The 20,009-nt window shown below is 50.1% G+C and carries 18 protein-coding genes; 13 read left to right on the top strand and 5 right to left on the bottom strand.

The features are described 5' to 3' along the window. Nucleotides 1–18 precede the first annotated feature (18 nt). On the bottom strand, nucleotides 19–795 hold the full coding sequence (locus tag C7R73_RS03010; protein ID WP_106449045.1) for an NRDE family protein: 777 nt from the start codon (nucleotides 793–795) through the stop codon (nucleotides 19–21). 230 nt (nucleotides 796–1,025) lie between these two features. Here C7R73_RS03010 and C7R73_RS03005 point away from each other — a divergent pair, with 230 nt between their 5' ends. Beyond that, nucleotides 1,026–1,748 (top strand): hypothetical protein, encoded by a 723-nt coding sequence (locus tag C7R73_RS03005; RefSeq protein ID WP_106449044.1) that lies wholly within the window; start codon nucleotides 1,026–1,028, stop codon nucleotides 1,746–1,748. 41 nt (nucleotides 1,749–1,789) lie between these two features. Beyond that, nucleotides 1,790–2,788, top strand: a complete 999-nt coding sequence (locus tag C7R73_RS03000) for a sodium:calcium antiporter (RefSeq protein ID WP_106449043.1) — start codon at nucleotides 1,790–1,792, stop codon at nucleotides 2,786–2,788. A 42-nt stretch (nucleotides 2,789–2,830) separates the two neighbouring features. Here the strand turns inward: C7R73_RS03000 and C7R73_RS02995 are convergent, their stop codons facing one another. Then, nucleotides 2,831–4,111 (bottom strand): AI-2E family transporter, encoded by a 1,281-nt coding sequence (locus C7R73_RS02995; RefSeq protein WP_106449042.1) that lies wholly within the window; start codon nucleotides 4,109–4,111, stop codon nucleotides 2,831–2,833. A 209-nt stretch (nucleotides 4,112–4,320) separates the two neighbouring features. Between C7R73_RS02995 and C7R73_RS02990 the strand changes: the two genes are divergently transcribed. Further along, entirely contained in the window at nucleotides 4,321–4,926 is a 606-nt protein-coding gene (locus C7R73_RS02990; protein WP_106449041.1) for a cob(I)yrinic acid a,c-diamide adenosyltransferase, read from the top strand. A 254-nt stretch (nucleotides 4,927–5,180) separates the two neighbouring features. Here C7R73_RS02990 and C7R73_RS02985 read toward each other — a convergent pair whose 3' ends face one another. After that, nucleotides 5,181–6,728, bottom strand: coding sequence for an NAD(P)H-hydrate dehydratase (locus C7R73_RS02985; RefSeq protein ID WP_161525852.1), 1,548 nt, complete (start codon nucleotides 6,726–6,728; stop codon nucleotides 5,181–5,183). Nucleotides 6,729–6,977: 249 nt separating this feature from the next. On the opposite strand from C7R73_RS02985, the gene C7R73_RS02980 reads away from it, so the two are divergent. The 3 genes from C7R73_RS02980 to C7R73_RS02970 all read left to right on the top strand — a co-directional run bounded on the left by C7R73_RS02980 (nucleotide 6,978) and on the right by C7R73_RS02970 (nucleotide 12,235). Further along, nucleotides 6,978–7,898, top strand: coding sequence for a peptidase U32 family protein (locus C7R73_RS02980; protein WP_106449039.1), 921 nt, complete (start codon nucleotides 6,978–6,980; stop codon nucleotides 7,896–7,898). Between the two features lie 36 nt (nucleotides 7,899–7,934). After that, nucleotides 7,935–9,173, top strand: coding sequence for a peptidase U32 family protein (locus tag C7R73_RS02975; protein WP_106449038.1), 1,239 nt, complete (start codon nucleotides 7,935–7,937; stop codon nucleotides 9,171–9,173). 425 nt (nucleotides 9,174–9,598) lie between these two features. Beyond that, nucleotides 9,599–12,235 carry a cation-translocating P-type ATPase gene (locus tag C7R73_RS02970; RefSeq protein ID WP_239992558.1) on the top strand — a complete coding sequence of 879 codons (2,637 nt, stop codon included), beginning with the start codon at nucleotides 9,599–9,601 and terminating at the stop codon, nucleotides 12,233–12,235. Nucleotides 12,236–12,305: 70 nt separating this feature from the next. Here C7R73_RS02970 and C7R73_RS02965 read toward each other — a convergent pair whose 3' ends face one another. After that, complete coding sequence (locus tag C7R73_RS02965) at nucleotides 12,306–13,496, bottom strand: MFS transporter (protein WP_106449036.1); 1,191 nt, start codon at nucleotides 13,494–13,496, stop codon at nucleotides 12,306–12,308. 214 nt (nucleotides 13,497–13,710) lie between these two features. Between C7R73_RS02965 and C7R73_RS02960 the strand changes: the two genes are divergently transcribed. Next, the gene (locus C7R73_RS02960; RefSeq protein ID WP_106449035.1) at nucleotides 13,711–14,733 is read left to right on the top strand and encodes a serine hydrolase domain-containing protein; all 1,023 of its coding nucleotides are present in this window, start codon (nucleotides 13,711–13,713) and stop codon (nucleotides 14,731–14,733) included. Between the two features lie 366 nt (nucleotides 14,734–15,099). On the opposite strand, the gene C7R73_RS02955 is transcribed toward C7R73_RS02960, so the two are convergent. After that, nucleotides 15,100–16,218, bottom strand: coding sequence for a 5-methyltetrahydropteroyltriglutamate--homocysteine S-methyltransferase (locus C7R73_RS02955; RefSeq protein ID WP_106449096.1), 1,119 nt, complete (start codon nucleotides 16,216–16,218; stop codon nucleotides 15,100–15,102). 564 nt (nucleotides 16,219–16,782) lie between these two features. On the opposite strand from C7R73_RS02955, the gene C7R73_RS02950 reads away from it, so the two are divergent. The 6 genes from C7R73_RS02950 (at nucleotide 16,783) to C7R73_RS02925 (ending at nucleotide 20,003) form a co-directional block, all read left to right on the top strand. After that, a complete protein-coding gene (locus C7R73_RS02950; RefSeq protein ID WP_106449034.1) occupies nucleotides 16,783–17,073 on the top strand; it encodes an ArsR/SmtB family transcription factor in 291 nt (96 codons plus the stop codon). A gap of 24 nt (nucleotides 17,074–17,097) precedes the next feature. After that, complete coding sequence (locus C7R73_RS02945; RefSeq protein WP_106449033.1) at nucleotides 17,098–17,331, top strand: thioredoxin family protein; 234 nt, start codon at nucleotides 17,098–17,100, stop codon at nucleotides 17,329–17,331. A gap of 198 nt (nucleotides 17,332–17,529) precedes the next feature. After that, a complete protein-coding gene (locus tag C7R73_RS02940) occupies nucleotides 17,530–18,534 on the top strand; it encodes a permease (RefSeq protein ID WP_106449032.1) in 1,005 nt (334 codons plus the stop codon). Nucleotides 18,535–18,564: 30 nt separating this feature from the next. Continuing rightward, nucleotides 18,565–18,798 carry a thioredoxin family protein gene (locus C7R73_RS02935; protein ID WP_068559151.1) on the top strand — a complete coding sequence of 78 codons (234 nt, stop codon included), beginning with the start codon at nucleotides 18,565–18,567 and terminating at the stop codon, nucleotides 18,796–18,798. Between the two features lie 173 nt (nucleotides 18,799–18,971). After that, nucleotides 18,972–19,559 carry an arsenic metallochaperone ArsD family protein gene (locus tag C7R73_RS02930; RefSeq protein ID WP_106449031.1) on the top strand — a complete coding sequence of 196 codons (588 nt, stop codon included), beginning with the start codon at nucleotides 18,972–18,974 and terminating at the stop codon, nucleotides 19,557–19,559. A gap of 99 nt (nucleotides 19,560–19,658) precedes the next feature. Next, nucleotides 19,659–20,003: an ArsR/SmtB family transcription factor gene (locus C7R73_RS02925; protein WP_106449030.1), complete on the top strand. Its 345-nt coding sequence runs from the start codon at nucleotides 19,659–19,661 to the stop codon at nucleotides 20,001–20,003. Nucleotides 20,004–20,009: the final 6 nt, after the last annotated feature.

Genomic DNA, 20,009 nt, shown 5'->3' with positions numbered 1-20,009 from the left:
GTCGCATCTTTTGTTGCGTCATTTTTTTTCAGCCATCAATTGAAAGTTGAAACGGACGTCACTGCTGGTTCCGTCCGGCAGATAGGATCTTTCCACAAAAGTCACCCGATCGGAATGGTCGATGAGGATCAGTGACGTGGAACGGGTGCCGTAGCGTTCCGTCTGGATGAAATTGGCGGAGACAGCGCGCAAAATCGGCAAATCCAGCGGCAAATCCGGCAGTTGGTCATCCGGCGGGGGCGTCCGGTCCGCCATGATGCGGAAGATGGCCTCTTCTTCAAGTAAGGGTGAACTCGCCAGTTCGGCCATTGCCGCTTTTGTTCGGGTGACTTTCGGCCATGGGGTATCGAGCGTGGCGTTGCTGACGGCATGGTTGCCTGTTTGAAGGACGTTGATTTCGTCCAAAATATTGTTGTAATGATGGAGGCTGTGGCTCGAACCGATGATCAGATTGAAGCCGTTGTAGTCGGTCCGCTGTTGTCTGACCTGATTCAGGTAGTCCTCGGGTCCAGTAGTGCCGGTCAAGTAATCCATCACCAAGTTACCGCGGGACAATTTTTGGTCGGATTCCTGGGTGGTCATCAAATAACTGTTGGTCACGGCGGCGATCCTGCCTTGTTTGGTGATCCCGAGCCAAGTGCCGCGAGCGCTCAAGTCTTTCCCGGCCAACAGATCGGGATGATCCGGCCAGAAGTGCGCAGGCAAGGATGGCCGGTCATATTGCTCGTCCCGATTGGCCACGAGTATCAATTTGTACGAAGCGTTTTGGCTGAGTTGTATCGAAATCAGACACATAGCTATTCCCCCAATAAAATGATCTTATTTCTATCAGTATAACACGCACCTGTAACGAGGCTGAAGTGAGGGCATAGCAGTTGTCGGATACCATGCAGAAGCCACTTTTCTTATTTATACCAAATTTCAAAACCCACTGGATATGAGCTATAATAAGGATGACAGTAACACCGCCTCGCCAATCGGAAATGCAGCGACAGGATCAACACTATTCGAAGGAGTTGTTTAGGATGCTAAAGGATAGAAAAAAATATTGGACAGTCTTGCTGATCAGCCTTTTTCTGGCAAGTTGCAACCAAACACAGGAAACAACTGAAGAAGAAAGTTCCTCTCAAGCGACAGCGCAGAGCAGTTCGGCAGCCAATACAGCGAGCAGTGAAACAGAAGAAGCCTCGGTTGAATCCACTGAAGTAGGTCATCGTCTCGGTAAACTATCGAAAAGCTATATCGACATTATGGGCAGCGGCAATTACTATATGGCTTTCCGTTCCACAACAACATTTGAAGGCGAAATGATGGAATCCGAGACGATGATGACCGTTTCTGGCGACAGAACCGCGATGCAATCAAAATCCGCAGACACCGACACCGTAATAGTGATGATGGACGGTAATATCTACACGGTCGACCATGCCAACAAAACGGTGATGGTTATGCCTAATACAATGATGGAAGGTGAAGAGACCATTCCGAAAATTCCGGAAGCGAGCGAGCCTGTCGAAGTGGAGGACATCGTTTACGTCGGCAGCGGCAAGGAAGATGGTTTGGTGTACGAGGAATATCGTACAGGGAACGGTACACAAATCTTCTACTATTTTGACGGCTCCGATCTGAAGAAAATCAAGACGATCGACGAATCATTTGAATCGGTCATGGAAATACTGGAATTGTCCGATAACGTGTCGGAGGATGCTTTTGAAATACCAGCGGACTATCAGCAAGTGACCTACTGATTGCAGCAACTAGCTCTCCGTAGGAAAGGAAGTGGAGGTACGTGACTGCTATATTGGATCAAGCGGACAGTTATATACTGGTGGCAGTGCTGATCCTCTGCATCTGGATGTTGTCCAAGGCGACGGATATTTTGGTGGACGAAGCGATATCGCTCTCGTTGGACTGGGGAATATCCGAGTTGGTGATTGGTGCCACGATTGTTTCCTTAGGGACCTCCTTGCCGGAGTTGGCCGTGTCCATTTTGTCCGCTTTACAGGGAAACAGCATAGTGGCTCTGGGAAATGTCATAGGTTCGACTATCGTGAACACCAGCTTTATCCTCGGAATCGGTGCCATTTACGGCAGCATTCCCGTCAATCGGAAGACGGCAAATAAGCATGCGCTGTTGTCCGGGCTCTCCTTGTTTTTGATTCTGTCCGCGTTGCCTTTTTTCTATGCAGACGGCCAGGGAAAGATTCCGCAGTGGATCGGCTTTCTCTTTTTGCTGTTGAGCCCGTTGTATTTTCTGTGGATGCTGAGGGAAGGGAAGCAACAACCTCAAGAAATCACTGACGTTACATCCGATAAGGAGGAAGGCAAGCCGATTCTGATCAAACTCTTAAAATTGTTTGTCAGCGCGGGCTTTGTGATTGCGAGCGCCTCGGTTATGGTGATAACTGTTGAAATTGGAGCTGCCCGAATCGGCATCCCTGATTCGATCATCGCTTCCACGGTTGTGGCATTCGGGACCGGATTGCCTGAAATAAGCACGACCATTGTTTCCGTAAAAAAAGGCTATGGCGCATTAGCGATGGGGAACATCATGGGCTCGAACCTTTTGAACACGCTGCTTATCCTCGGAACGGCGATCAGCATGACCCCGGGAGGAATTGTCGTCAGTCCGGATTTCTATCAGATCCATTTTCCGGCGTTGGCTATTCTGCTGGCGGTTCTGGGTTATTTTTCCTACAATAATAAACGGGAAATCATCAGCAGAAAAGAAGGGCGCATTTTAGTGTTTTTTTATCTAGCCTATTTGATTTGGAATTACTTAATATAAAAAAGGTTCGTGATCCCGCAAGGGCCACGAACCTTTTTTCTATTATTCTTCTTCTGTATCGTTATTGTTTTCCGGAACATCCCGTTTCACATCCACGGTGGCGAAATCCTTAACGGGGGTGGAGCCGTTCACCAAGACAGGCTCTTCGTCGTCCAGCTCGAATGGACCGGCCACTTCGCCAAAGTAACGATTGTACCGCAGCTTGAATTTCTCGAGGACATGCTCGAGCAGGATCTTCAGCATCGCGAAGAGCGGCACACCTAAAATCATGCCGATAAAGCCAAGCAAATTGCCCATGATCAGCAAAACGATGATGATCGTCAGCGGGTGCATCTTCAAATTTCGGCCCATGATGCTCGGTTCGATGATGTTTCCTTGGACAAATTGCGCCAAAGCCCAGACGACGGCCATTTTCAGGAGCATGGCCGGAGACGTGAAGGCAGCCACGAACAAAGCCGGGATGACCCCGATTGTCGCACCGATGAAAGGGATGACCGCCGTCAAGGTAGCGATCAAGGCAAGGACGACTGCATAATCCAGGCCGATGATCAAATAACCGACAATCAGCAAGGCACCCAGACTCAAGGCAACGAGCAGCTGGCCTTGGACATAGGAACCGACCTGAAGCGACATCTGTCTGGATATCTTTTCGATATCATGGCGGAAAACAGGCGGGATGTTCTTCATGACAAAAGGTTGGAACTTTCCTTGGTCCTTCAGCATGAAGAAAAGGATGACAGGGAAAGTGACTGTTACGACGACTACGCTGGAAATGGTGGAAAAGATGTTCATGATTTTTTCGCTCGAGTTGCCGATCCAGGCCAGAATCATGTCAGGGATACTGCCCACGGTGCTGTCCAGCCAAGTTTGCGCTTGCTCATAATAATCCTTGAAGGTAGTGTTCGCGAGCAGCTTGTCGAAATAGGCATTCATCTGGTCAATGTAGGTAGGGAATTCATTGACCAGATTGGTGAGTTGGCTGGACAAGATCGGAACCAATAGGCCAACCCCATAGACCAGCATAAAAATGAAGAGTACAAAGACGATTGATGTCGCCATTCCCCGGTTGATTTTCCTTCTTTCAAGGAAGGTCACCATCGGATTGAATATATAATAGAAGACGATTGCTAAAATTACGGGTGCCACGATGGTCGAAAAAATGACCTGCAGCGGTTTGAAAATGAATGAAATGGTATCCATCGTAAAGATGAGCACACCGATCAGGATCAGGGTGGACAGGATATAGATGATTGTCTTGCCGCCCAAAAAGGAGATGAGGCGCGTATCTTCGGGTATTGTTATTTTCGTTTCTTTCTTATGCATATGCTGTCCTTTCTTACGCCGTAGCCGGATTTGGCCCGTATAGCGGCATAGCGGTTTTCTATTTTTAGTTTACCAGAGTTCCCTTTGAAAGCCATACTGCAAAGGTCCTATTTCCGGAAAATTCTGTCGTTCGATTGCTGGTTTGGGGGTGCCGGAATGAAATGTGTTAGAATGACAGAACAAAATACAGCACTAAAGGAGATACCCTTATGAAATACAGCATCTATACACGCACCGGCGATAAAGGCAACACACGCATCGGAGGCGGAAAGGCCCTTCCGAAAAATGCCGAAAGGATCGAAGCTTTCGGCACGCTCGATGGGCTGAACTCATGGTTCGGGCTTGTCCGCACGAAGAACGATTGCGGCGAGGATATTCAGGAGGACATGGCGCTCATCCAACAGTTCCTGTTCGATTGTTCCTCGGATCTGTCGATCCCGAAAGGGCACAGGGAGTACAAGCTCGCACAGGATCACATCGACTGGTTGGAGCAGAAAATCGACGGCTACAGTGAGGAACCGGAGGAAATCCAGTACTTCATCATACCTGGAGGAACGGAACTGGCAAGCTGGTTCCACATTTTGCGGACGACGACCCGCGATGCCGAACGCCGGATCGTCACCTTCATGGAGGCGGAGCCGGATGAAGTGAATCCGTTTGTGCTGAAGTTCATCAACCGTCTTTCGGACTATCTGTTTGTTGTGGCCCGGGTCGTCAATGCCCGCAAAGGCGTTCCCGATGTCCCGTACGAGCGCAGCGAAAAAGTGTTCCGCATTTCCGGAGATAATGAGAGTTCCAAGGCGAAACCGGAATAAAAGGGTTGGCCAGGAATCGGTTTTTCCTCCTGGAAAAAGCACTCTCGCCGGAGAAGAGAATCCCACCAAAATATCACCTCCGGTCCACGCGGCTCCGCCGGAGTTCGGCCTTCTGGGAATAAGTCTCCTCCGGCCAACAGATCGCCCGCCGGAGCTGGAAGCACCCACACATTGCTCCAAACAATAACGCACCAGGAACCCGGCAGACCGCTGCCGGGTTCCTGGTGCGTTTCATTCATTTTAACAGTAAAGAATCAGCGCAATACCGCTGGCAAAGCTTCGATGAGATCCGAAGCCATCAAGCTGTATTCGGATTTTTCCTGGGCAGCGATATCGCCCGCCAAACCGTGGATGTAGACACCCAATTTGGCCGCTTCGGAAGGGACCAAGCCTTGAGCCAACAAGCCGGCGATGATGCCGGTCAGGGCATCGCCCGAACCGCCTGTCGCCATGCCGTTGTTGCCGGTTGCGTTGATGTAGTGCTCATCCTGATGGGCCACCACAGTCCGGGCATCCTTCATGACAAAGGTCAGATCCGAATCAGCCGTGCAAAACGCTGCAGTCCCCAAAAGGTCCGCTTTTATTTCCGCCAAGTCCTTATCCAAAAGACGCGCCAGTTCTTTCAAATGAGGGGTAAGGATGCTCCCCACCGGAACGGCCTGCGCCACTGCGCTGATGCGGGCACGGGAATCGTTCCCCGGCAAAGCTGCGTCGTTGAAACGATCGGAAAGGATATTCAAGGCATCCGCATCGATGACCAAAGGGATCTGACTGTTTTCGAGAACCAAATCGGCTACCATGCGAGCTGCATCGGACTTCCCGATTCCGGGTCCGACAACAATCGCATCGGCGCAGGACAATGCGGCGATGATTTTCAGGCGTTCGCTCTCCTGATCCAATCCGTCTGGCTTGTAAGTCGTCAGGATTGCTTCAGGCAGCTGCATTTGAAGGATGGCGCGGTTCTCATCCGGTGTGATGATCTGGACCAGACCTGCGCCGGTACGGTAGGCGGCTTTTGCCGACAAGAAGGCAGCCCCGCTCATGTTTGCGGATCCGGCGATGATCACGACCCGGCCGTAAGTGCCTTTGTTCGAATAAGCCGCGCGTCTTGGCAGCGAAAAAAGATCGCTCTCGTCATAGAACAGCACATTCGAAGAAATGACATCCATGGCGCTCGGCGGGAAACCGATATCGCTGACGATCAGTTTTCCGGTGTGCAAAGAACCTGGATAAAGCAGCTGACCGATTTTTTCGATTCCGAAAGTGATGGTCACATCGGCCCGGACAGCGGTCCCCAGCACTTGGCCATTGTCGGCGGAGATGCCGGATGGGATGTCGACGGCAAACACATATCCTTGGAACGCGTTCATGAGTTGGATCGTTTCCGCGTATTTCCCTTCTGCAGGCCTGTCCAAGCCGATGCCGAAAATCGCATCGACCAAGACGGTGTAGCCTTTGAAATTGATTTCGCTGACGTCATCCCAGATGACCATTTCCAAGTTTTCGATGATATCGAGTTGCTTTCTGGACTCAGCGGACAATTTTTCGCGTTCACCAATCAGGAATACATCCACCTGGAAGCCGTGGTTCAATAAAATGCGGGCTGCCGCCATTCCGTCGCCGCCGTTGTTGCCTGAACCGCAGACAACCAGGATGATGTCCTCTCTTGAGATGCGCTCTTCCATGGCTGAGACGACCTGATTCGCCGCATTTTCCATCAGCACCATGGCTGGGATGCCGATCTCATCGATCGTAAAGGCGTCGATTTTTTTCATCTGTTGGCTGTTGACAAGTTTTTTCATTGAATATTCCTCCTGATGGTTGGTGGATGTCATTCTATTTTCACAATTGATATTATACCATTCTTGGTGCTGGAAAGAATACGGGGAGCCTGATATAGCTTTATACAAGGCGGAAACAAAATGATTGCCTTAACAAGAAGAGACTATTCTGCACAATAATTTTCTGAAAACTTAGGGAAAACAGTCATTCACTTTTTATAAGTAATGTGATAATCTTATCAAGGAACTCGAATAAGGGAGGAATGTATGATGATCGAGCTGATTGCAACAGCCGAGTCAGTAGCGCAAGCCAAGGAATTGGTGGATTGCGGTGTAGATATACTATATATAGGAGAGGATGAGTACGGCCTTCGTTTGCCGTATTCCTTCACCAGAGAGGAACAGCGCGAGGTCATAGCCTATGCGCACGAGAAAGGCGCGCAGGTCAGTGCCGCGGTGAATGCGATCTTCCATAATGATCGGATCAATCAAGTGGCCGAATATTTGGCTTTCCTGCGTGAAGTGGAAGTCGACAGCATCACGTTGGGCGACCCTGGCGTAGTGCAGGTGATGCGGGAACAGGATTTGTTCATCCCTTACCGTTATGACGCACAAGTCATGGTGACTTCAAGCGGACAGATCAATTTCTGGGAGAAAAGGGGAGCGGTCGGTTCCGTGCTGGCTCGTGAAGTGCCTTTCGAGGAAATGAAGAAGTTGATCCCGGGTGCATTGGTACCGGTAGAAGTATTGGTGTACGGAGCCACTTGCATCCATCAATCGAAACGCAACCTGCTTGAAAATTATTTCAATTTCATCGAGAAAGAGGAAGCTGTGAACAAAGAACGCGGATTGTTCATTTCGGAGCCGAAAAAAGTGGATTCCCATTATTCCATCTATCAGGACCGCAACGGGACGCACATCTTCGCCAACAATGACCTTGATCTGATGCCCCATCTGGGCGAACTGACGGCTATCGGCGTCTCGCAATGGATGCTGGATGGCTTGTTCACACCGGGAGGAAATTTTGTGGCTATCGCGAAACTGTTCGTGGAAGCGCGTGAAGCCTTCGCGGAAGGGATCTGGACGGATGAATTGGCGGAACGCTTGGATGCCGAACTGCGTGCTTTGCATCCCGCCAACCGTGAGCTGGATACCGGATTCTATTCCAAGGACCCGAACGAAGTCGTCTGATACTTTGATACTGAAAGAAAGAGAGTGTACATACACATGCGAACAATAACAAAGAAGCCCGAGGTCTTGGCCCCGGGCGGAACATTGGAAAAATTTAAGACAGCCATCCACTACGGAGCTGACGCCGTCTATATCGGCGGAGAAGCGTACGGGTTGCGCAGCCGCGCAGGCAATTTCGACTATGAGGAAATGGCGGAAGCAGCCGCTTTTGCGCATAGCCACGGTTCGAAAATCTATGTCGCAGCGAATATGGTCACCCATGAAGGCAACGAGGAAGGCGCAGGCGAATTCTTCCGCACGATTCGCGATATCGGCATCGATGCGGTCCTGATTTCGGATCCCGCGCTGATGGAAATCGCTGTGACCGACGCGCCCGGCTTGCCGATCCATTTGTCGACACAGGCATCAGCGACCAACTACCAGACGCTCAATTTTTGGGCGAACGAAGGCTTGGAGCGCGTCGTGTTGGCCCGTGAAGTATCGATGGCAGAAATTCAGGAAATGAACGAGAAGACCGATGTCGAAATCGAGGCCTTCGTCCATGGGGCGATGTGCATCTCTTACTCGGGCCGTTGTGTCCTTTCCAACCACATGTCGAACCGTGATGCCAACCGCGGAGGCTGCGCGCAGTCTTGCCGTTGGAAATACGGCCTGTTCGACATGCCATTGTTGGGACAACAGAACCCTGTAGGTGCCGGCGAAGAAGGCATCGAAGAAAAATTCTCCATGAGCGCCGTCGATCTGTCGATGCTGGAGCACCTGCCCGATCTGATCGAGAGCGGCGTCGACAGCCTGAAAATCGAAGGGCGCATGAAATCGATCCACTACGTGTCGACTGTAGTCAACGTCTACCGCAAAGCCGTGGATGCCTACTGCGCAGATCCGGACCATTACGAATTGAAGCAGGAATGGGTGGATGAATTATGGAAAGTAGCGCAACGCGAATTGGCGACCGGTTTCTTCTATAAAGATCCGACCGAGGATGAACAGCTCTTCGGCCAGCGCCGCAAAATTCCGCGCTACGGTTTCATCGGTCAAGTGATGGCATACGATCCGGAAACGCAGATTGCTACGATCCAACAACGGAACAATTTCGGCGTCGGTGACGAAATCGAATTCTACGGACCAGGCCTGCGCCACAACATACTGACTGTGGAAGCCATCTGGAACGAACACGACGAAGCGATCGATCGTGCGCCTAACGCCATGATGACTGTGAAGATGAAGGTTCCTTTCGTGGTCGAACGCTTCGATATGATCCGCAAAAAGAAATAAAAACGCCAAGGCTTCAAATTTGCTTTCTGCTGACCTGTCGTTTATAGTGAATAGGAATTGAATAGAAGTTTTCCGTAGGGGAGTAACTAGCAGCCGAGCTGCGGCAATGCCAACAATAAGTAGATCCGAGAGGGCCTTCTGGCTTTGCCTTAAATAGTGAGACTTACGCCTACCGTTTCTTAAGAGAAACGGTAGCGCGTAAGTCTCTTTTTTATTTCTCAATTGCGGAAGAAAGCGGGGTGAGAGCGGCAGAAACGTGATGCAAGGATGGGGAAAACGATACAACGGTGAACCATAAAAATAGATGAGAACAGATGACCAAAACAGGAGGCTTACGAATGGAAAACGAAAGAATAAGCACAAAAACGCTAGAAGCAAAACGGAATGCGGGCCATCCGCACAAGAACAAGCCGGGGGGAGCTTCCTTGGCGGCATACCAGAAAAGCCTGGAGACGATCTTTGCGGAAACTGGCAGCACCAGGGAAGGGCTCGATCAGCAGGTCGTCGAAACCAGACAGGCAGAACATGGATTCAACGAACTGGAGACAAAAGAACGGGATTCGGTCCTGAAGTTGTTTGTTGAGACTTTCAAGGATGCGATGGTCATGGTCTTACTGGCTGTCGCCGCGATTCAGATGGTCATGGGGCATGCGGCGGAATCTTTGATTATCTTTGCTGTTCTGATGATCAATGCGGTCGTCAGCGTCATCCAGACCCGCAAAGCAGAAGGTTCTTTGGATGCCTTGAAGAGCCTGTCCGCTCCGATGGCTAAGGTAAGGAGGGCTGGCGCAAGGCTGACCATTCCGGCAAGGGAATTGGTTGTCGGCGACATCGTCAGCCTCGACGCCGGCGATTATGTCCCTGCGGACGGCCGCCTGGTTGAAGCCGGGTCGCTGAAGGTGGATGAAGGGATGCTGACCGGGGAGTCCCTTCCTGCTGACAAAGAGGTGAAGGATATCAACGGCGCCGTCCCGATAGGGGATCGCGCCAATATGGTGCACAGTGGGACGCTGACGGTATACGGCCGCGGCGAGTTCGTCGTCACAGGCATCGCCAATGACACGGAAATCGGTAAAGTAGCGAACCTGTTGGAAAATGCGTTGGCCAAGCAAACGCCGCTGCAAAAGAATCTGGAGCATTTCAGCAAAAAATTGGGCGTGGGCATCCTGATGCTTTCCGGCCTCATTTTCGGTATCCAGTTCATCCGCATGCTGGGAGAAGGCACAACTGATATGGGCGCAGGCATGTTGAGCGCCTTCATGTTCGCTGTAGCTGTGGCTGTTGCCGCCATCCCGGAAGCCCTACAATCGATCGTTACGATCGTCCTTTCGATAGGGACGAAAAAGATGGCCAAGCAAAACGCGATCATCCGCAAATTGCCAGCAGTGGAAACGTTGGGATCGACCAGCATCATCGCCACCGACAAGACCGGAACTTTGACGCAGAACAAGATGACGATCGTCGACCACTATCTGGCGAACGGCCAATCCGGCACCTTAAACGATCAGCCGCGGATGTGGTCATTCGATGAGCAACGACTGATGCAGATCGCTGTCTTAGCCAACGATGCAAGCATCAACACTGAAGGGCAGGAATTGGGGGATCCCACGGAAGTTGCCATGGTCGCCTTCAGTAACAAAATAAACCAGCCGTTTGGCGAGCTGCGGGAAACCTATCCCCGCGAAGCAGAGTTGCCTTTCGATTCGGAACGGAAGCTGATGTCAACGGTCCATACGATCGACGGCGAACGCTTGCTGTTGACTAAAGGCGGCCCTGATGTCGTGTTTGGGCGCAGCACCAAAATATTGATCAACGGTGAGGTGTCGCCGTTGACGAAGGAACTGCTGGGAAGAATCAAGGAACAGAACGAACATTTTTCAAGCCGCGCCCTGCGAGTGTTGGCTTTCGCCTACAGGCCGCTGGAGGAAAAAGAGGCGCTCGATTTCAACGTGGAGCACGATCTGATCCTGGTCGGACTTATGGCGATGATCGATCCGCCACGCGAAGCGGTATACGCCGCGGTTGAGGAAGCGAAGAAGGCCGGCATCAAGACTGTGATGATCACCGGCGACCACAAAACAACGGCGCGCGCAATTGCCCGCGACATCGGCATTGCGGATGAGGAGGACCTCGCTTTGACTGGCCAGGAGCTGGACAACCTCAGTGATCGGGAATTGGACGGCATCCTAGAGCGGGTATCCGTTTATGCCCGGGTATCCCCCGAGAATAAAATCCGGATTGTCCGCGCATGGCAGAACAAAGGCCATGTCACTGCGATGACGGGCGACGGGGTGAATGACGCGCCGGCTTTGAAGCAGGCGGACATCGGCATCGCCATGGGCAGTGGGACGGATGTAGCGAAAGAGGCGGCAGCGATGGTGTTGACCGACGACAATTTCGTTTCCATCGTCAGCGCAGTCGGTGTCGGCCGCAACGTCTACGACAACATCAAAAAAGCCATCGCCTATCTCTTCTCGGGTAATCTAGGGGCGATCATCGCAATCGTCGCGGCGCTCTTGATGGATTGGGTGAATCCATTCACCGCCCTGCAGCTGCTGTTCATCAACTTGGTCAATGATTCCATTCCCGCGATTGCTTTAGGGATGGAGAAGGGCGAGCCTGACGTAATGTCCCGCAAACCAAGGGATCCGAACGAGGGAATCTTCTCTGGCGATACTCTCGTTTCGGTCATCTACCGCGGAGTGCTGATCGGGGCAGCCGTCATCCTTTCGCAATACATCGGACGCGGCTACTCGGCTGAGATGAGCGTAGCCATGGCTTTCTCTACCTTGATCATCGCGCGCACTTTGCAGACATTCCCGGCCCGTTCGAATTCCCAGACGGCCATCGGAGCAGGCTTCTTTGCGAACAAATATGTCCTCTATGCCGTAGCATTCTGCAGCACACTCTACGCAACGACTTTGCTGCCGGCGGTGCGCGGCATCTTCTCGATACCGGCCGACTTCGGTTTGGTGCATTTCGGGATGGCGGCAGGATTGGCCTTGGCCTCGGTCGCATTGATGGAAGCGACGAAGCTGATCATTAAACGAGTCAGGAACTGATTAGCGTATAAAAATAAAAAAACGGCCGGGGAAATTGGATTCCCTGGCCGTTTTGCGATTAAAGCTGTCATCAAGAAAAAAGTCGTTCTTTCGGCTGTGCCGGCACTTTGAACAGCAAGGCGATCACCGCAGCGATGACCGTAAAGACCAAAAGGAGCAGGTAAAGGTAATTCAGCCCGATTGTGTCGATGATGGGGCCGGCCATCAATTGGAAGAAGATGGTGCCGATGTTCCTGGAGAGCATGGCGACCACAGCTGTTCCAGTGGCGATCAGTTTCCGGTTCAACAAGGTGGAGACCATCTTGAGGTTCAGCATGATGAAAGTACCGGAAGCGAAAAACTTGGTCAGGACTGTCGCAATGGAAAGCACCAGAAAGTCGCTCGAAAGGAAATTGATCAGATATTCTGTCCCCGACAGGAACAGAATGGCCAGAAGCAGCTGCTTGTTCGTGAAATGGTCCATGAAGCGGTGCGACAAAGCCATCGCGATGACTTCCGCAAACAGCGCCACTGTCAGGGTCGTGCTGACAAGTGCGACTGGAGCGCCCGTATCTGTCAAAAGCAACGGCAGATAACTGGTGTTGACCGTGTTCGTGCCGAAAATGATGAACGCCAAAAGCAGATAGGTGATGAAAAGTTTGTTCTGGAAGATGTTCTTGAGTGTATTGCCTCCGGAAGTATCCTCCTGCTTCTCGGATGCATGCTCTGGAGCGGAAGCCGCTTGCTCCGGTTTAGGCAAGAGATAAAGGAACACGATGCTTGCAAAATAACAGGCGAGATAGAACACGAAAATCGATTTCGGCGATACAAAATCGTAAATAATCCCGGAAATCTGTTGCCCGGCCGCATAGCCGATTGTTCCCCAGAGACGAATTTGGCCGAATCTGTAAGGGCTGTTGGCCGCAAGCACATCGAACAGCGGTGCTAGTCCCAAGGTGATGGCGTTCGCCAAACCATAAACGAGCCCGAAGAGCCAGTTGCCTGTGAAGAAAAAAAGCCCACTGCTGATGACAGCTGAAATCAACACATAGATGGTGACCGTTTTGCGGGTTCCCCACTTTTCATTTGAATATCCGATAAGTCCTTGGATGATGAGTGCGATTATGTTTGAAAGGATAAGGATGAATGAAATTTCCGACCCGCTTTTCCCCAGGTCGCGCATGTAGACGGTGATCAACGATGATAAAGCCGCCATGGACATAAAGTAGAAGATGAATAATATCACGTATTGCTGATACAGACGCTCCTTAAAATACCCCATCGAATTACATTCCCCCAATAAGTTCACTAGTATACAATATTCTAACACATGATCCGCTGATAAAGCTGTTTCTTTCTTAAATTGAAAAGTGCTTCGCAAATCTCACGCCATTCTTCTCCGAAATTGTAAAAAGCGTTCGAAAGGTGCCGCGCATCAGGCTTTGGATGCGTTATAATGATAGACAACTACAATGATGGAAAGAAGGCGCTTGCTGATGTATCCAGAAACCCAAAAGAAAATCGCCGAGATGCTGAAAGATGCTGTTTTTCCAGGGGCGACTTATACCTTTATCGATAAGGAAAAAACGGAAACCCGTCTGATCGGATCGGCGGCGATCTTGCCCGAGCGGGAAGCCTTGCGGGAGGGCATGCTCTATGATGTGGCGTCTTTGACGAAGGTGATCGTCACGACGACACTGCTACTCCAGCTCCATGAGGAAGGGAAATTCAGCTTCGAAGATCCGGTGCAGGCGTATCTGCCGGCATTCCCTTCCGCTGCGGTAACGATCCGGCACCTGCTGACGCACACATCAGACCTGAAAGGCTACATCAAAAACCGCGATGCGTTGTCGGCCGAAGAACTCACGGCTGCCTTGATCGCTCTTGAGCCGGGAGAAAATCTCGGCAAAAAAGTGGTCTATACCGACACCGGATTGATTTTGGCAGGCTTCATCATCGAGAAGATGACCGGGAAATCGGTAGAGGAAAACTTTGAGGAACGCACCAAGCGTCCGCTTGCCATGACGGAGAGCAGCTATCAGCCAATTGATCCGATGCGTTGCGTTCCGACGCAAAACCATCCGACCAGAGGAGTGATCCGCGGTCGCGTGCATGATCCCAAAGCGCTTGTTTTGGGTGGACATTGTGGGAGCGCTGGGTTGTTTGCACCGATGAATGATCTGATCCGGTTCTCGCAGATGCTGCTGCATTTCGGGGAGTGGGAAGGCCGACGGATTTTGCGCAATGAGACTGTCCAAGCCTTGCTGCGGGATTGGGGAATCGTTCCGGGCCAGCCGCGTTCCTTGGGGTGGAACCTGTTTCAGGAGGGGAAAGACTTTGTTTTGTGGCATACCGGCTACACCGGCACCTTCATGATACTGGATCCGAACCGGCAAAAAGCATTCCTGCTGCTTTCGAACCGGGTCCACCTCGAAGACCGCAGGCCCGAATGGATAGCGGTCCGCGATGAGCTGATTGCAATTTATCTGAAGGAAGCCAATGAGGGGAAAATGAAATAACAAAAAAATGCCACTTTTTGGGTGGCGTTTTTTTGCTGTCCTTTGATGGACCATATCCTTTAGAAAGTGGACGGCGAAGTTGCAGCTTCACCGATCCGGTTCGGAGGTCTAAAGAAAAAGAGTAAATTCTCTCAGTAACTTCAGAGTATACAGTGATACTCTGAATATAGTATGACAGCTTATTAAAATTTTGGAAAGTAGTAAATGAAAAATTTCACATGAAACTTAACAATGATACTCTCGTGAACAGTCAACGCCCGCTAAATGTCATGCAAAAAAACGCATCGCTACTCATAAATTGAGTGGTGATGCGTTTTTTTGTTGTCGGGATTGTTGGGTGCTCCGACCCAACAATCCAACTAATTATCAGTCGCCCCAGAATTCGTCAGCGATCTGCTTGACCAAAGTTAATTTTGCCCATTGTTGTTCTTCCGTCAGATTGTTGCCTTCTTCAGTCGAAGCGAAACCGCATTGCGGGCTCAGGCATAATTGTTCCAAAGGCACGAATTTAGCGGCTTCGGCGATTCGCGCTTTGACTTCGGCGATATCTTCCAATTCCGGTGTTTTTGAAGTGATCAGACCAAGGATGATTTGGCCGTCGCCTTTGTAGTGGCGCAATGGTTCGAACCCACCAGCACGGTCAGTATCATATTCCAGGAAGAAGCCGTCAAAGCCGGTTTCGCCGAACAGTTCTTTCGCAACAGGCTCATAAGCGCCTTCCTGCGAGTAGGACGAGCGAAAGTTACCGCGGCAGATATGCGTCGTGACGACCAAATCTTCAGGCAGCCCGATTTGGATGTTTTTGACGTTTTCAGTAGCGACTCGCTTCAATTCATCGTAAGTTTCCTGAGAACCGAAAATTTCCAGCGCTTTATCCGAACAAAGGTCGCCCCAGAAGGTGTCATCGATCTGGATGTAACGGTTACCCAACGAGTAGAAGTGCAGGATCGTGTCGCGGTATGCCTGCTGCAGGTCGGCAGCGTACCCTTCCAAGGTAGGATAGATTTCTTCATTGCGGAAACCAAGGCGGATCAATTGGTTCGGGCTTGGAATCGATACTTTCGCAACAGCCCTGTCGCCCACAGCTTCAGCCAAAAAGGCATAGTCAGCAAAGAAAGGATGTTCCGGATTAAAAGCGATCTTGCCGATGTTGCGCACGCTATGGGCACTCGTCACAACATTGTGGAATTGTTTGCCTTGCGCCGCAAGGTAACCTTCAAATCCCAAGAGGTTTTCAAGAAAATCGAAATGCCAATAAGAGCGTCTGAATTCTCCGTCCGTGATGCCTTTGTAGCCAAGTTCAATCTGTTTGTCGACGATGCGTGTGATCTCAACATTTTCGATTTCGCGCAGGGCTTCCTTCGTGATTGTGCCTTCAGCCAGCTCTTTGCGGGCTTTTTTGATGCTTTCGGGACGCAAGAAGCTTCCCACGTGGTCTGCGCGGAAGGGCGCTTTCGTTCTGCTTAAAGTTGTTTGGGTTGTCATGATAGTTTCCTTCTCTCGTTTGTTTTTTTGTAAAAAAATACGTCCTTGCGCATTGTGCTGCGCAAGGACGTATGAAAGATTCATCGTGTTACCACCTTGGTTCAGAAAAACCTCTCGATTTTCCCCTTAACCAGTACGCCGCAGCAAATCGCTGTTCCGGGATACTGTGATGCTGTAACGGGCATTCCCGTGGAGGGCTAAGGTTCCTTGCAGAGCGTTCGCCGTCCACTCACTCGAAGACCATTTTCCGGATAGCATCCCTGTCCTCTTCTCAACTGCCGAGGCTCTCTGTGCATTTCGTCCATCCGTACTTATCTTTTCAATGTGAATTTATTTTGAAATTTATATACATAATAACAAGCGGATAAGAATGAGTCAAACCTTTTTTCATTAATTTTTCATCTTGTTTCATTTTGACACGCATTTTTTTCTGTACAAGAACGGAATTGCAATTCATCCTGTGAGGGTATATACTTCATATAGATAGATGTCTATGTGAAAGCGACAATAGCGCCAGAGCGGGCTGAAGTGCCTCAATAGACATCAGGAAAAGAGGAACTGAATATGGCGATCGAATACAAAACCTATGCAAAATGTCTGAAAGTGTTGTCGGACGAAACCAGATTGGAAATCATGGATTTATTGTCGGAAGGCGAAATGTGCGCCTGTGCGCTGTTGGATCAGTTTTCGATCACACAACCGACTTTGTCCTACCACATGAAGATGATGAAGGACTGCGGCCTTGTGGACAGTAGAAAAGACGGCATTTGGGTCAAATACTCCGTGAATCACGAAAAGTTGGATGAGTTGAAGGACTTTTTCCAGACTATGGCCAAACAAAACACCACTGTATAATTCATTCGAAAGCAGGGGATGGAAATGGAAATCAAAATTTTGGGACCGGGCTGCCGGAACTGCGAGAAATTGCAAGCAAATACAGCCGAGGCGCTCAAGAAGATCGGCATGGATGCAACAATCATCAAAGTGGAAGACCCGAAAGAAATCGCAAAGTACGGCATCATGCAGACTCCGGGGCTGGTCATCAACGAAAAGGTCGTCTCATATGGGCGGATTCTGACGCCCAAACACATTGCAGAACTGCTGCAAAAGTGATAAAAAGAGTAAAGCCTATCCTTGAATGAACAAGCTGCGAAAACCGGGGTGCTGCTCCGGCATGATTGCAGCTTTTTTAAGCCTTTCACTACCCGAAAACCACACATTGACATTCATCTATGTGTGAGCGTATACTATCACATAGATAAACATCTATGTGATAGGTGGAAAAATACAAACTAGAAGGTGCAGTTCATCATGGGAATTTTTCAATGGTTAAATGATCAGTTATTAAAAATGCAGTGGCTAAGCGATTTGGTCGGCATGCTTGTCCGGGATGTCTTCGGATTGGACCTCGCCAGCAGGGTGGGGGGCAGCATCCATTTCTTCATCTACGACGTCATCAAAATCTTCATCCTGTTGTCGGTGTTGATTTTCGGTATTTCTTATGTGCAAAGTTTCTTCCCGCCTGAGCGGACGAAGAAAATCCTGGGCCGATTTGATGGAATTACCGCCAATATCCTGGCGGCGTTGCTTGGGACGATCACACCGTTCTGTTCGTGCTCTTCGATTCCGCTTTTCATCGGCTTCACCGGATCAGGATTGCCGTTGGGCGTGACGTTTTCGTTCCTGATCTCCTCGCCGTTGGTTGATCTGGCATCCATCATCCTCTTGGCCAGCATCTTCAACTGGAAAATCGCCATCGCCTATGTCGTTGTGGGACTGATCCTTGCGGTTGTCGGCGGAACCTTCATCGGGAAAGCGCATCTGGAGGACCAGGTCGAATCGTTTGTGTTCGGCAGCCCTACAATTGAACTGGAGGAAGCCGAGTTGACAAGGAAAGACCGTGTCGATTATGCGGTCGATCAGGTGAAGGAAGTCGTCCAGAAAGTATGGCTGTACGTACTTCTTGGGGTCGGCATCGGGGCTGCCATCCACAACTGGATCCCCGAATCGGTCATCACGGCTCTGTTGGGCCAGGATAAATGGTATTCGGTATTGGTGGCGACGTTCGTCGGCATTCCAATGTACGCGGATATTTTTGGGACACTGCCCATTTCCGAAGCGCTTGTCGCAAAGGGTGTCGGATTGGGAACTGTGCTTTCCTTCATGATGGGCGTAACAGCATTGTCCTTGCCATCGATGGTCATGCTGAAGCAGGTCGTTAAACCGAAATTGTTGGGCCTCTTCTTCGGAATCGTGGCAGTCGGCATCATCATCATCGGCTATCTGTTCAATTTCTTGGGACCAATATTTATGTGATCAAAAATAATAAGCAGGAGGAATATTATCATGGAAATCAAAATTTTGGGTATAGGCTGCAAAAATTGTGTGAATTTGGCTAAGAATACGGAAGAGGCATTGAAGGAACTGGGAATGGAAGCGACCATCACAAAAGTGACCGACATGAAGGACATAGCCAAATACGGCATCATGCGCACTCCGGGATTGGTCATCGATGAGAAAGTCGTTTCCTACGGTAAAGTCGCCAGTACGGAAGAAATCACAGAATTGTTGAAAAAATAAAAATTTTCGAAAGTGCCGGGTGGGGAATTATTCTCTGTCCGGCACTTTCTTTGCACAAATTCTATTTTGTGTTTGACTGTAGATCGAAGAAGTCCTATATTGTAAAGGTAACAAAAAAATTTTAAGCTATCAAAAGCTATTCAAAATACAAACAAGCTAAGGGGAAATGAATCATGACGAACATCACTATTTTTGAACCGGAAACAAGCAGCAGCTTGTTCAGCAGCCAGGATGCCCTGCGCATTGCAGCAGTAATGGAGGCCTTGGCGGATTTGGAGAACTACGAGGCATTGCTTTTTAATTTGACCGATGATGCGGATCAATTCACGCTCAACAAGGCCGTTAATGAAAAAATCGAGGCGGAAGGGAATAGCGTGTTGCCAATCACTATTGTGGACGGAGAAATCGTCAAAAGTGGAAGCTATCCGACCAACGATGAAATCACAAGCTACATCGGCGTCCGCTTCATAGAAGACACCGAAGGCTCTTGTGGCTGCGGCGGCTGTGGTTGTGGCGGTTCGGAGGAATTTTCCGAAGAAAATAAAGTAGAAAAAGAAGAAAAAGAAGAATCCGGCTGCTGCGGCGGCAATGGCGAAAAAGGCGGCTGTGGCTGCGGTGGCCAGGGCCATCATCATCAGGAAGAAACAACTCAAGCAAAAGAATCTTGTTGCGGCGGTCATGGACACCATCACCACAAGCATGAGGAAGCTGCTACAGCAGGTAAGGGCTCATGCGGTTGTGGGCAGGGCGGCTGTTGCTAGCACCCATAAAAAAGACTCGTGTCTCGGGATACTCCGGCTCGAGTTTCTTTTTCTGGCATAGATAGAAAAACGTCTATATAAAAAGGGGCATCAGCAATCATGGATTATGAAAATTATGCAAAAATCGCAAAGGCTTTGGCCGACCCTAAGCGCGTCAAAATTGTCGATATGCTTTCCTGCGGGGCCATGTGTGCTTGCGACATACTGGAACATTTCGATTTTACCCAGCCAACTTTATCCCATCACATTAATCTGTTGGTGAAGGCAGGACTGGTGACGACGGAAAAATCCGGCACGTGGCATTATTACGACCTGAATAAAGATGCCTTCGAAAAATTCAAGGTGGATACAGCGGAATTGATGGCCAATACACCGGCATGCATCTGCGAACCGGTACGGTCAAAAGTTGTGTGCGGAACGGAAGGAAAAGAAAAGGTCAAATGACGCAAT

This window comes from Trichococcus alkaliphilus, from assembly GCF_003008695.1.
Taxonomy (GTDB): Bacteria; Bacillota; Bacilli; order Lactobacillales; family Aerococcaceae; genus Trichococcus; species Trichococcus alkaliphilus.
The sequence above is the reverse complement of the archived record's forward strand: the minus strand, read 5'-3'. Positions and strand labels throughout refer to the sequence as shown.

Bases quoted from the DNA above. Each gene is read 5' to 3' on its own strand.
- C7R73_RS03010 (WP_106449045.1), bottom strand. From the start codon at position 795: ATGTGTCTGATTTCGATACAACTCAGCCAAAACGCTTCGTACAAATTG.
- C7R73_RS03005 (WP_106449044.1), top strand. From the start codon at position 1,026: ATGCTAAAGGATAGAAAAAAATATTGGACAGTCTTGCTGATCAGCCTT.
- C7R73_RS02995 (WP_106449042.1), bottom strand. From the start codon at position 4,111: ATGCATAAGAAAGAAACGAAAATAACAATACCCGAAGATACGCGCCTC.
- C7R73_RS02990 (WP_106449041.1), top strand. From the start codon at position 4,321: ATGAAATACAGCATCTATACACGCACCGGCGATAAAGGCAACACACGC.
- C7R73_RS02985 (WP_161525852.1), bottom strand. From the start codon at position 6,728: ATGAAAAAACTTGTCAACAGCCAACAGATGAAAAAAATCGACGCCTTT.
- C7R73_RS02980 (WP_106449039.1), top strand. From the start codon at position 6,978: ATGATCGAGCTGATTGCAACAGCCGAGTCAGTAGCGCAAGCCAAGGAA.
- C7R73_RS02975 (WP_106449038.1), top strand. From the start codon at position 7,935: ATGCGAACAATAACAAAGAAGCCCGAGGTCTTGGCCCCGGGCGGAACA.
- C7R73_RS02965 (WP_106449036.1), bottom strand. From the start codon at position 13,496: ATGGGGTATTTTAAGGAGCGTCTGTATCAGCAATACGTGATATTATTC.
- C7R73_RS02960 (WP_106449035.1), top strand. From the start codon at position 13,711: ATGTATCCAGAAACCCAAAAGAAAATCGCCGAGATGCTGAAAGATGCT.
- C7R73_RS02955 (WP_106449096.1), bottom strand. From the start codon at position 16,218: ATGACAACCCAAACAACTTTAAGCAGAACGAAAGCGCCCTTCCGCGCA.
- C7R73_RS02950 (WP_106449034.1), top strand. From the start codon at position 16,783: ATGGCGATCGAATACAAAACCTATGCAAAATGTCTGAAAGTGTTGTCG.
- C7R73_RS02945 (WP_106449033.1), top strand. From the start codon at position 17,098: ATGGAAATCAAAATTTTGGGACCGGGCTGCCGGAACTGCGAGAAATTG.
- C7R73_RS02940 (WP_106449032.1), top strand. From the start codon at position 17,530: ATGGGAATTTTTCAATGGTTAAATGATCAGTTATTAAAAATGCAGTGG.
- C7R73_RS02935 (WP_068559151.1), top strand. From the start codon at position 18,565: ATGGAAATCAAAATTTTGGGTATAGGCTGCAAAAATTGTGTGAATTTG.
- C7R73_RS02930 (WP_106449031.1), top strand. From the start codon at position 18,972: ATGACGAACATCACTATTTTTGAACCGGAAACAAGCAGCAGCTTGTTC.
- C7R73_RS02925 (WP_106449030.1), top strand. From the start codon at position 19,659: ATGGATTATGAAAATTATGCAAAAATCGCAAAGGCTTTGGCCGACCCT.